Source organism: Streptomyces sp. NPDC098789, assembly GCF_044759975.1.
GTDB lineage: Bacteria > Actinomycetota > Actinomycetes > Streptomycetales > Streptomycetaceae > Streptomyces.
Genome location: NZ_JBIWAJ010000004.1, coordinates 268,621 through 280,408, shown reverse-complemented (window position 1 = coordinate 280,408; position 11,788 = coordinate 268,621). Strand labels below are relative to the sequence as shown.

At 74.8% G+C, this 11,788-nt stretch carries 7 protein-coding genes; 4 read left to right on the top strand and 3 right to left on the bottom strand.

The window, feature by feature from the left end:
- The first annotated feature begins 126 nt into the window (after nucleotides 1-126).
- The gene (locus ACIQWR_RS11345) at nucleotides 127-3,684 is read left to right on the top strand and encodes a S8 family serine peptidase (RefSeq protein WP_404006846.1); all 3,558 of its coding nucleotides are present in this window, start codon (nucleotides 127-129) and stop codon (nucleotides 3,682-3,684) included.
- A gap of 158 nt (nucleotides 3,685-3,842) precedes the next feature.
- Nucleotides 3,843-4,616: a serine hydrolase gene (locus ACIQWR_RS11340; protein ID WP_404006845.1), complete on the top strand. Its 774-nt coding sequence runs from the start codon at nucleotides 3,843-3,845 to the stop codon at nucleotides 4,614-4,616.
- A gap of 40 nt (nucleotides 4,617-4,656) precedes the next feature.
- Here the strand turns inward: ACIQWR_RS11340 and ACIQWR_RS11335 are convergent, their stop codons facing one another.
- The 3 genes from ACIQWR_RS11335 to ACIQWR_RS11325 all read right to left on the bottom strand — a co-directional run bounded on the left by ACIQWR_RS11335 (nucleotide 4,657) and on the right by ACIQWR_RS11325 (nucleotide 9,633).
- Nucleotides 4,657-7,572: a tetratricopeptide repeat protein gene (locus ACIQWR_RS11335; RefSeq protein WP_404006843.1), complete on the bottom strand. Its 2,916-nt coding sequence runs from the start codon at nucleotides 7,570-7,572 to the stop codon at nucleotides 4,657-4,659.
- A 108-nt stretch (nucleotides 7,573-7,680) separates the two neighbouring features.
- Nucleotides 7,681-9,081, bottom strand: coding sequence for a gluconate:H+ symporter (locus ACIQWR_RS11330; protein ID WP_404006841.1), 1,401 nt, complete (start codon nucleotides 9,079-9,081; stop codon nucleotides 7,681-7,683).
- Between the two features lie 12 nt (nucleotides 9,082-9,093).
- The gene (locus tag ACIQWR_RS11325) at nucleotides 9,094-9,633 is read right to left on the bottom strand and encodes a gluconokinase (RefSeq protein ID WP_404007487.1); all 540 of its coding nucleotides are present in this window, start codon (nucleotides 9,631-9,633) and stop codon (nucleotides 9,094-9,096) included.
- A 172-nt stretch (nucleotides 9,634-9,805) separates the two neighbouring features.
- Here ACIQWR_RS11325 and ACIQWR_RS11320 point away from each other — a divergent pair, with 172 nt between their 5' ends.
- Both ACIQWR_RS11320 and ACIQWR_RS11315 read left to right on the top strand, forming a co-directional pair.
- Complete coding sequence (locus ACIQWR_RS11320) at nucleotides 9,806-10,516, top strand: FadR/GntR family transcriptional regulator (RefSeq protein WP_404006839.1); 711 nt, start codon at nucleotides 9,806-9,808, stop codon at nucleotides 10,514-10,516.
- 198 nt (nucleotides 10,517-10,714) lie between these two features.
- Nucleotides 10,715-11,728: a hypothetical protein gene (locus ACIQWR_RS11315; protein ID WP_404006837.1), complete on the top strand. Its 1,014-nt coding sequence runs from the start codon at nucleotides 10,715-10,717 to the stop codon at nucleotides 11,726-11,728.
- Nucleotides 11,729-11,788 lie beyond the last annotated feature (60 nt).

Sequence of the window (11,788 nt, the reverse complement as noted above, 5' to 3'; positions counted from 1 at the left end):
CGGAGCGGCGCAAAACGCTCCCTTGTAATGAACATGTCGGCCGGATCACCATGACCCGCGCACGTCACGCACGTCCTTCCCGCACAACCTGCACACACCTGCACACGTCGTACGAGGAGACCACACGTGGCACAGCCGAACAGGCCCTTACGCGCGGCACTCGCCGCGCTCACCTCGATCCTGCTCCTCCCGCTCGGCGCGGGCGCCGCAGCCGCCGCCCCCGAGCCCGGCCCGGCGAAGGGCGCGGCCGAGCAGAAGATCGAACCCGCGCTCCGCACCCAGCTCGACGGCGGCAAGGCCGCCTTCTGGGTCTACCTCGACAGCGCCGCCGACCTGACCGCCGCCGGCAAGCAGCCCACCCGCACCGGCAAGGCCGAGGCGGTGCTCAAGGCCAAGAAGGACCACGCCACCCGCACCCAGGCGGAGCTGATCAAGGCCCTCGACGGCGCCCGGGCCGAGTACACCTCGTACTGGATCGTCAACGCCGTGCGCGTCGTCGGCGGCGAGAAGCTCGCGGGCACCCTCGCCCAGCGCCCCGAGGTCTCCCGGATCGACGCCGACGACAAGGTCGCCATCCCCAAGCCCGCCGCGGGCAACCGGGAGAAGGCCGCCGCCGACGCCGTCGAATGGAACATCGACCGGATCAAGGCCCCGCAGGTCTGGAGCCAGTTCGGCGTCCGCGGCGAGGGCATCGTCATCGCCAACATCGACAGCGGCGTGGACTACACCCACCCCGCCGTGGCCAACCAGTACCGCGGTCGGGCCGCCGACGGCAGCTACGACCACAACTACAACTGGTACGACCCGGCCGGGATCTGCACCACCGCGGCCCCCTGCGACAACAACGACCACGGCACCCACACGATGGGCACGATGGTCGGCGACGACGGCGGCGCCAACAAGATCGGCGTGGCGCCCGGCGCGAAGTGGATCGCCGCCAAGGGCTGCGAGAGCAACTCCTGCTCCGAGGCCTCCCTGCTGGCCGCCGGCCAGTGGGTGGTGGCCCCGACCGACCTGAACGGGCAGAACCCGCGGCCCGACCTCGCCCCGGACATCGTCAACAACTCCTGGGGCAGCGCGGCGCACGACGACTGGTACCAGCAGATCGTCGACACCTGGCGGGCGGCGGGCATCTTCCCCGCCTTCTCCAACGGGAACTCCGGCCCCGCGTGCGCCACCAGCGGCTCGCCCGGCGACTACGCGCACTCCTACAGCTCCGGCGCCTTCGACATCAACAACGCCATCGCGTCGTTCTCCTCGCGCGGCGCGGGCCCCGGCGGCATCGTCAAGCCCAACCTCTCCGCCCCCGGGGTCAACATCCGCTCCTCGGTCCCCGGCGGCACCTACGAAGCCTTCTCCGGCACCTCCATGGCCTCCCCGCACACCGCGGCCACCGTCGCCCTGATGTGGTCCGCCGCGCCCGCCCTCGAAGGCGACGTCGCGCAGACCGAGGCCCTGCTCGACGGCACCGCCCAGGACACCGGCGACGCCACCTGCGGCGGCAACGCGGCCGACAACAACGTCTTCGGCGAGGGCCGGCTCGACGCCCTGGCCGCCGTCCAGGCCGCCCCGCGCGGCGAGGTCGGCGCGCTGGCGGGCACCGTCCGCACCGACGGCGGCCAGCCCGTCGCCGGCGTGAAGGTCACCGCGCACGGACCGATCGACCGCACGGCGACCACCGCCGCCGACGGCAGCTACGGCTTCCCCTCGCTCAGCGTCGGCGACTACGCCCTGACCGCCGCGAAGTTCGGCTTCGGCCAGGCCACCGCCACCGCCAAGGTCACCGCGAGCACCACCGTCACCAGCGACTTCACCCTCAGCCAAGCCGCCTCCGGCAAGCTGACCGGCACCGTCACCTCCGCGGCCGGCCCCGCCGCGGGCGCCACCGTCACCATCGCGGACACCCCGGTGACCGCGACCGCCGACGGCCAGGGCCGCTTCGAGGTCACCCTGCCGAACGGAACGTACGACGTGAGCGCGACCCACTCCTCGCGCTGCCTCACCGGCGGCGCCAGCCGGGTCACCGTCGCCGGTGACACCACGGTGACGGTCAACCTCCCCGAGCGGACCGACACCTACGGCTACGCCTGCGCCGCGGCGAACGGCCGCCCCTACCCGGCCGGTGACCGCCAGCTCGCGCTGACCGGGGACAACACCACCGAGCGGGTCGACCTGCCCTTCCCGCTGCCGCTGTACGGCAGGACGTACGGGCAGGCCTGGATCGGCACCAACGGAACCGTCAGCTTCGGCGGCAACAACACCAGCGACATCAACGGGGACATCCCGAGCGCCGCCACGCCGAACGCCGCGCTCTACCCCTTCTGGGACGACCTGGTCGTCGGCGCCGCGGGCACCGGCTCGGGCGTCTTCACCGCGGTCACCGGCACCGCGCCGCACCGGGCCTACGTCATCGAATGGCGGGACGTCGCGCACTGGTCGACGCAGGCCGACAAGTTCTCGTTCTCCGCGACCATCGGCGAGGACGGCCAGGTGACCTACACCTACAAGAACACCGGCGGCGCCGGCATCAAGGGCGGCTCCAGCGCCACCATCGGCGTGGAGAACGCCACCGGCACGGACGCGTTCAAGTACTCCTACAACACGGCGGGCATCACCGACGGCCTCTCCGTCGCCTTCCGCACCACCAAGAGCGGCGTGGTGGCCGGGCGGGTGCTCGACGCCAACGACGGCAACGGGGTGGCGGGCGCGACCGTGACCGTCGGCGCCGGAGCCGCGGCCGTGACCGCGACCACCGGAGCGGACGGCGGCTACGTCGTCCAGAGCCCGTCCGGCGCGGCCGCCGTCACCCTGACGGCCCCGTCGTACGAGGGCGCCCAGGCGACCGTGGACGTCAAGGCGGCCGACGTCACCGCCCTCAGCCGCTCGCTGCGCACGGCCCGGGTCACCCCGGCCAGGGCGACCGTCGAGGTCGTCGTCCCGCCGGCGCAGAAGCGCACCCGCACCCTCGACCTCACCAACCCGGGCCTGGGCACCGCCTTCACGGTGTCCGAGGACGCGGCCTGGCTGAGCGCCACCCCCGGCGCCGGCGACCTGCCGACCGGGGCGAAGGCGGCCCTCGCCCTCACCGTGGACACCACGGGCCTGGCCCCCGGCACGGTGCTGAGCACGGACCTGAAGATCACCTCGGGCAGCGGCCGCACCCCGGTGCTGACCGTGCCCGTCAAGGTGATCGTGCCCCGCTACCAGGCGGCGCTGGACGCGGGCTCCGACTACGCGGCCACGGACACGCTCGGCGACACCTGGTCCCCGGACCGCAAGTACACCGCCGGGTCCTACGGCTACCAGGGCGCCTCGACGGTGAAGTCCACCGGCCACGCCATCTTGGCCACGGACGACCAGCGGCTGTTCCGCAACGCCCGCGAAGGCATGTACGAGTACCGCTTCGACAACGTGCCCAACGGCACCTACACGGTGGAGCTCGGCTTCGCCGAACTGTCCAACACCCGGCCCGACAAGCGCGTCTTCGACGTCCTGGCCGAGGGCGTCCAGGTCCTGCCCTCGCTGGACATCGCCCTGGAGGCGGGCACCTACACGGCCCTGACCCGCAGCTACACGGTCACGGTCACCGACGGAGTCCTCAACATCCGCTTCGTCACGCACAGCGGCTTCGGCAAGCCGCTGCTGAACACCCTGCGGGTCACCGACCGGCCCGACAAGGGCTGAGCCGCACGGCGGGGCGGGGCGCTGGACGCCCCGCCCCGCCGGTTCGGGCATTCGGGTGGCACGCGCCGGCGCCGGGGCGGCGCGCCCGTACCGGCACCCGGGCCGTGGCTAACGTGACCGGACCGCCGCCGTCCAGGATCGGAAAGCCGGGAACCGCGATGAATCCGACGCCGCAGACCGACCCGAACGCCGATCGGCACACCGGGAGCGCGCCACGACGCGACGGCGCCGCCGCGGAGCTGCGGGCGGCCGTCGGGGCCGCCGCGGGACCCGGCGCGACCTGGGCCGTCGGGGACCGGGAGGGCACGCTGGCGGGCTCGGGCCCGTCCGAGGACCCCTTCGAGGCCGAGGGGCTCGGCCCCGTCCTCGCCCTCTGGCCCGTCATCGGCACCCTGGTGGCCGAGGGCGCCCTGAGCCTGCACACCCCGCTCGCCGCCTACTGCGACGAGGCCACCGGCGGAGCCACCGCCCACCACCTGCTCACCCACGCCGCGGACCACGGCTCCTGCGCCACCCTCGGCGGCATCGCCGAGCACCTGACGGGCCGCCCGCTCGCCGACCTGGCCGCCACCCGCGTCTGGCACCCGCTCGGCATGCTCCGCACCGCGCTCACCGGATCCGGCCGGACGCACTCGACCGTGGAGGACCTCAGCCGCTTCCTGCGGCACCTGCTCGCCGGCCCGGACCAGCCCCTCACCCGCGCCTGGATCACCGAATCGCTGCGGATCCGCACCGGTGAACTCACCCCCGCCCGCGGCCTGCTCTGGCACCCGGCGCCCGGCACCGACCACCGGCAGGACACCTGGACGCACCACGGGCCGGGCGGCGCCGACCTGTGGGTCTCCCCGCAGCGCGGTCGCTGGGCGCTGCTGCTCGCGCCCACCGCCGACGCCCCGGCCCGTACCGCCTTCCGCACGGCCGCCTTCGGCTGAGCGGCCCGCACCCCGGAGCGGGGCCCGGCGCCCGGTGTCCTCAGCCGAGCGCCGCGGTCAGGCGGGCGGCCAGTTCGCCGGTCCGGCGCGGGTCCGGGTCGGCGGCCGCGCGCAGGTCCGTCAGGTCGGCCAGGACCTCCTCGATCTGCCACGCGGGGCGGCCGGGGGAGAGGAAGACCGTGGTCTCCTCCGCGGCCCGCTGCCACGCGCCGAGCGCGCACAGGACGACGAGCAGGTTCCCCCGGGAGCGGCCGCCGTGCACCCCGAGGGACGCTGCTTCCCGGGCGAACAGGTCCGCGGCCCGGCTCAGCTCGGCGTCCGCGTCCCGGCCCGTCAGCCGCAGCACCAGCGCGCGTTCGTAGACGTCCCACGCACTGCCCGGTGCCAGGGCGAGCGCCCCGTCGAGGTCGGCCAGCGCCCGGCCGAGGTTCCCGGTGCGCCGGTGCAGCCGCCCGCGCCAGGCGAGGATCCAGGGGTCCGCCGGGTCCAGCGCGTGCGCCCGGTCCAGTTCCGCCAGGGCCCGGTCCGTGCGCCCCAGGCACCGCAGCGTCTCCCCGCGCCCCGCCCGGGCCCAGGCGTTCGCGGGTTCCAGGGCCAGGGCCGCGTCGAAGTCGGCCAGCGCCTCGGGGTGGCGCCGGGTGCGGCGGAGCAGGTGCCCGCGGCGGACCAGCAGCCACGGCGCGTCCGGGCGCAGCTCCAGGGCCGTGCCCAGATCGGCGAGCGCGTCCTCGAAACGGCCCAGGGACGCCAGGGTGCCCGCCCGCTGGGCCAGCCCCCACACGGAGCGGGGCCGCTCCTCCAGCCAGCGGTCGAGGTGGGCCAACGCCTCCTCGTAGCGCCCCAGAGCGTGCATCGCGGCCCCACGCCAGGCGCGGATCGATCCGTCGTCCGGGCTCCGCGCGACCGCCGCGTCGAAGTCCGCCACGGCCCGCTCGGTCCGCCCGAGGGCGAGGTGCGCCTGGCCGCGGAAGCACAGCGCCCACGGATCCTCCGGAGTCGTGAGCAGCGCCCGGTCGAGGTCGGCGACCGCCTCCTCGTCCCGGCCCAGGTGGTGGAGGCACCTGCCGCGCTCCACCCAGCCGTGGGCGGCCGCGGGGTCCCGCTCCACGAAGTGGGTCAGGTCGACCAGCGCCCGCTCGTAGCGGCCCGCCAGCAGGTGGGTGGTGCCCCGGCCGTAGTGCGCGCGCAGCGCGCCCGGGTCGAGGTCCAGGGCGCGGTCGTAGTCGGCCAACGCTCGCGCGTCCTGCCCGGAGTTGCGGTGCTCCCGACCCCGTAGGACGTGCGCCAGTACGCGCGAGGGTCCGGCCAGTTCGCGAGCGCCCAGCAGCAGCGTCAGCACCCGGACCCGGCCGCCCCCGTCCTCGCCGTCGGCCGCCTCGCGCAGGGTCCGGCCGAGCGCGGCCAGCGCCGGATCACCGGCGTCCTGTCCGGCACGCTCCGCGGTGAGGGCGGCGCGGTGCGCCGCGGTGCCGCCGGGGTCGCAGGCGTGCACCAGCGTGTCCAGCGCCCCAGCGAGCGCCGCGACGGGATCCGCGCACAGCATGTGGTACATCTCGCCGAGCCGGTGTTCGCGCCACACCGGGTCCTTCCACAGCTCCCTCGCCCCGGGCCGCCCGCCCTCCCGGACCTCGCGCCATCGGCGCAGCGCGTCGGCCAGCCGCAGCTGGTCCGTCCGCCAGCGGGCGGGGGACTGGGCCCGCCGGACCCGCAGCATCGCCGCGCGCACCACGTCGTGGTAGCGGCAGCGGCCGGCCCCGTCGGTGACGAAGGACAGGCCGCGCAGCCAGCCGTACTCCTCCGCCGTGCGCTCCGGCGGCACGGCGCGGTCGCCCACGGCCACCGCGAACACGTCCTCGTCGAGGTACAGGGGCAGCGCGCAGTCCAGGGCCGTGGCCCGACGCCGCGGATCCGGCTCCCACTTGAGGAAGCGTTCCACCGCGGTGTCGGACGGGTCCTCGACCGCGTCCGGGTGCGCGGGCCGCGCCTGGGCCAGCAGGTCGACCAGGACCGGGAGCCGCCCGGACAGCCGCAGCACCAGGTCGACCACCGGCTCGCGGGTCACCCCGCGGGCCGCGAGCAGGGCCCGCGCCTCCTCCTGGCTGAACAGGTCGAGGCCCACGGGCGCGATCAGTTCCAGCGAGTCGGCCCACCAGCGGGGGGCGAGCCGCCCCTGGCCGCAGAGCACCACCTGGACGCTGACCGGCACCGGCCCGTACCGCTCGGCGATCAGCACGTCCCGGAGCCACTCGTCCAGCACCGGCGCGGTGCGCTCGTAGGTGTCGAAGAAGAGCACCACCCACGGCGTCCGGCCGGCCACCGCCGCGAGGTCCGCGAGGAAGACCGGGGTGAGCACCTGTAAGGGCGAGAGCACCAGTTGGACGTCCTCGCGGCTGCGCAGCCGCGCGCCGAGCGCCAGGCGCAGCCGGTCGGCGCCCTCCGCCACCTGGCGCGGGTCGACGGCCCCGGCGATCGGTCCGAGGCCGGGCACCAGGCCGAGTCCCGCCATCCCGGCCCGGGCGACCAGTTCCCCGGCGATCGACGGGCCGGACGCCCCGCCGGGGCCGGGCTCGCGCCCCTGCTCCGGCACGGCCGTCTCCGCTTCGTGGCGGCGCAGGTGGTAGGTGGCGAGCAGCTTGTCGAAGCCCTTGAGGGGGAACCCCTGGCGCAGCAGCTGGGCGCTGACGGCCTCCATGGCCTCCAGTACGCCGTGCACCTCGTCCCCGAGGAGGGTGGTGAGCGCCCCGTGGCGCCGGGCGGTGGCCTCCCACTGGCGCAGCAGCGAGGTCTTGCCGACACCGGCCGTGCCGTGCACGTGGAAGAGGAACTGGTAGGACGCGTCGTCCGTGCGCCGGGCGAAGTTCTCCTCGAACACCGCCAGTTCCCGGCGCCGTCCGACGAATCCACCCCGCCGGCGCTGCCGGATGAGCTCCTGCCTGCTGACCGCCCGCTCGTCCATCGGCCCCCGCCCCCGCCGCCCGCGTCCCTGGAGGCATGATGCCCTGCCGCGGCGGCCGCGGCAGGGCATCGGGGAGAGTGCTGGGGGAGGGGCGCAGGGGCGGTCGGGTCAGAGCACCAGCGACAGCAGCAGGACGAAGCCCAGGCCGACCACGGAAATGATGGTCTCCATCACCGACCAGGTCTTGACGGTCTGGCCGACGCTCATCCCGAAGTACTCCTTCACCAGCCAGAACCCGGCGTCGTTGACGTGGCTGAAGAAGAGCGAGCCGGCGCCGATGGCCAGGACCAGCAGCGCGGTCTGGGTGGTGGGCATCCCCGCGGCGAGGGGGGCGACCAGACCGGCCGCCGAGATCGTCGCGACCGTCGCGGAGCCGGTCGCCAACCGGATGGCCACGGCGATCAGCCAGGCCAGCAGCAGGGTCGGGATCGACCAGCTCTTCGACAGGTCCAGGATCATCTGACCGACGCCGGCGTCGATGAGCGTCTGCTTGAAGCCACCGCCGGCGCCGACGATGAGCAGGATGCCCGCGATCGGTGCCAGCGACTTCTCCACGGTCACCGACAGTCGGGCCCGGGTGAAGCCCGCCGCCCGGCCCAGGGTGAACATGCCCACGATGACGGCCGCGAGCAGGGCGATCAGCGGCGAGCCGATGACGTCGGTGACCTTCTGCACGGCATCGGTCTTGTCGTCGACCACGATGTCGACGAGCGCCTTCACCAGCATCAGGGCCACGGGCAGCAGCACGGTGGCCACCGTCGCGCCGAACCGCGGACGGTGCTCCCGGTCCACGGGGGCGGCGGACGGCCCGGTCGTCAGGGGCTCGGGGGCCTGGATGTCCACCCACCGGGCGGCGTACCGGGAGAACAACGGGCCGGCGATGATCACGGTCGGGATCGCGACGAGCACCCCGAGAGCGAGCGTGACGCCGAGGTTGGCGTGCAGCGCGTCGATCGCGACCAGCGGGCCGGGGTGCGGCGGGATCAGGCCGTGCATCACGGAGAGGCCGGCCAGCGCCGGGATGCCGATCCGCATCAGGGAGTAGTTGCCCCGCCTGGCCACCAGCAGCACCACCGGGATCAGCAGCACGATGCCGACCTCGAAGAAGAGCGGAAGCCCGATCACGGAGGCGATCAGCACCATGGCCCAGGGCATCGCCCGGCCCTTGGCCCGGGCGAGGATGGTGTCGACGATCTCGTCCGCGCCCCCGGAGTCGGCGAGCAGCTTGCCGAGGATCGCGCCGAGCGCGATCAGTACGCCGACCCCCGCCACGGTGGAGCCGAGGCCTGCGGTGAAGCTGGTGATGGTCTTGTCGAGGGGGGCGCCCGCGAGGACCCCGAGGGTCAGCGACCCGATGGTCAGCGCCAGGAAGGCGTGCATCTTGAGGCGGGTGATGAGCAGGACGATCAGGGCGATGCCCGCGAGGACGGCGATGCCCAGCTGTGCGTTGCCCGCCGAGGTGATCGGGGCGGCGGCCGCTGCCAGAGTCTCGACGCTGAGACTGGTCACGGTGACGGTTCCTTAGTGTTCGGGGCGGGTGGGGGCGGGGGAGCCGGGACGGACCGACCGCAGGGCGGCCAGCGCCCGCGCGGTGATCTCCTCGGGGGAGCCGCAGACGTCGACGGCGACGCCCGCTTCGTCCTCCTGGAGCGGTTCGAGGGTGGCGAACTGCGAATCCAGCAGGGTGGCCGGCATGAAGTGCCCGGTACGCGCGGCCATCCTGCTTTCGATCAGCGGTCGTTCACCGGTGAGGTGGACGAAGACGGCGCCGGGCGCGGCGGCGCGCAGCCGGTCGCGGTAGGCGCGTTTGAGGGAGGAGGCGGAGACCACCCCGCCCCGGTCGCCGCGGCAGCGGGCCCATTCGCCGATGGCGTCGAGCCACGGCCACCGGTCGGCGTCGTCCAGGGGGACGCCGGACGCCATCTTCGCGACGTTGGCCGCCGGGTGGAAGGCATCGCCCTCCGCATAGGGCAGGGCGAGCGCGGCGGCGAGCAGCTGCCCCACGGTCGTCTTGCCCGTCCCGGCCACGCCCATCACCACGATGACGCGCGCGGTGCTCACTCCGTAGCCCATGGGGGTACCTCGCTGTTCTCGGCGATGTCCTCATCGACATCTGGCACCACTGAAGCCTATTAAGTAGTACTTATTCAAGGGTTCATCGGTAAAACATCACATCTTTTGAAACCCCTGGTCGCGGCGCGGGACGGCCCGGGGCACCCCGTACGCTTGCGCCATGACAACCGAGGGCGGCCCCGCGCGGGGGCTCCACGCACACGTGCTCGACGCCCTCGGCCTCGCCATCACCGCGGGTGAGCACCCCCCGGGCAGCGTCCTGCGCACCGAGGAGGTGGCCCGGGAGTTCGGCGCCTCGCGCACCGTCGTCCGCGAGGCGGTCCGGGTGCTGGAGGCCATGGCCCTGGTGGAGTCCCGCCGCCGCGTCGGCGTCACCGTCCGCCCGACCGAGGAGTGGAACGTCTACGACCCGCGGGTGATCCGCTGGCGCCTCGCCGGCGCCGACCGGCCCCGCCAGCTGCGGTCGCTGACCGTGCTGCGCTCGGCGGTCGAGCCCGTGGCCGCGGGCCTCGCCGCCGTGCGGGCCACGCCCGAGCAGTGCGCGGCGCTCACCGAAGCGGCCCTCGGCATGGTCCGCACCTCGCGCGGACACCAGCTGGACGGCTACCTCCACCACGACGTCGCGTTCCACCGGATCGTGCTGAACGCCTCCGGGAACGAGATGTTCGCGCGGCTGGGCGACGTCGTCGCCGAGGTGCTGACCGGGCGCACCCAGCACGCGGTGATGTTCCCCGACCCCGACCCGGCCGCCGTCACCCTGCACGTGCGGGTGGCCGAGGCGGTACGGGAGCGGGACGCGGCCCGCGCCGAGGCGCTGACCCGGCAGATCGCCGTCGGGGCGCTGGAGGAACTGGACGTGCTCGCCCCCTGAGCCGTGGGGGAGCGGACGGCCCCGCTCCGGCCCGTCCGCGCCGCTGATCGGCGTACCGGCACCGCGTGTCGTTGGCCCAACTCGCTGATCCGGCGGCGACATTCGCGTTTTCGATCTTGATTGTCCCCTCGCCCGGGAGATGCTCCCCTGGCTTCTGCCGAAGCACATGATCGTTCCGTTCGGCGAAGGGGTACGCACATGAAGTCCACAGCGAGAACCGGACGAAGGGCCCGCCTGGCCGGTGGCCTCGTGCTGCCGGTGACCGTCGCGCTCGGGGGGTTCACGGCGCCCGCACTGGCCGCGGAGGTGGCCCCGGAACCGGTGCGGGCGTCCGCCGCCGGCACCGCCCCGGCGGCGGTCTCGGCCGCCGACCCGGCCGCGGCGGCCACGTGCGCCAAGCACCCCCGCAGCGCCGCGGCCGCGCCCGGCACCGACCGGCACTGCCCGGGCCCGATGGGTCCCCAGGGCCCTCAGGGTCCGCAAGGTGCCAAGGGTCCCAAGGGTGATCGGGGGGACAAGGGGGCCCCGGGTCTCGCGGGCCCCAAGGGCGCCGGCGGTGCCGGCGGTGCGACGGGAGCCACCGGCGCGGCCGGTCTCGCGGGCGCCGCGGGCGCGCTCGGACGCAAGGGCGACCAGGGGCCGAAGGGCGATCCCGGGCGCCCCGGCGACGGCGGCCCGGCCGGGCCGCAGGGTCAGCAGGGCCCGGCCGGTCCCGCGGGACCCCCGGGTCGCCAGGGGCTGCCGGGCTTCCCCGGCGCCGGCGGGCCGCAGGGTCTGGCCGGTCCGCCCGGGCTCCAGGGGCCGCCCGGGGCCCGCGGACCGGTGGGCCCGCTGGGTCCGGTGGGCCCGCAGGGGATCACGGGGCCCATGGGGCCGTGCCGCGCGGTGGACTCCCAGATGCCCAACAACTCCGAGGAGTTCGCCCTCGTGCTCAAGGACGCCAAGACCTACCTCGGTCGGCGCGGCCGGGACGAGACGGGTGCCTGGGGCGACTTCGCGTGGACGGATCTGACGGTGGCGCCGGTCACCGGTTACCCGGCGAACGTGTGTGCGGTGTCCCTGGCCATCAACGGCAACGACCTGAAGATCAAGGCGCTGACGGAGGACGGCACGCTCTACCACACGCACTGCGAGACCAACGGACGGACCGTCAACTGCCGGTCCGCCTGGGCCGCGGTCCACCCGCAGCCCTCGCCGGGCCGGGCCGCCTGACGGTCGCCCCCGGCCCCGCGACGGCGCCGGGCCCGGGGGACCGCACGGCCGCCCGGTCGT

Coding starts and splice junctions, on each gene's coding strand:
- ACIQWR_RS11315 (WP_404006837.1), top strand. CDS start 10,715: ATGAAGTCCACAGCGAGAACCGGACGAAGGGCCCGCCTGGCCGGTGGC.
- ACIQWR_RS11335 (WP_404006843.1), bottom strand. CDS start 7,572: ATGGACGAGCGGGCGGTCAGCAGGCAGGAGCTCATCCGGCAGCGCCGG.
- ACIQWR_RS11340 (WP_404006845.1), top strand. CDS start 3,843: ATGAATCCGACGCCGCAGACCGACCCGAACGCCGATCGGCACACCGGG.
- ACIQWR_RS11320 (WP_404006839.1), top strand. CDS start 9,806: ATGACAACCGAGGGCGGCCCCGCGCGGGGGCTCCACGCACACGTGCTC.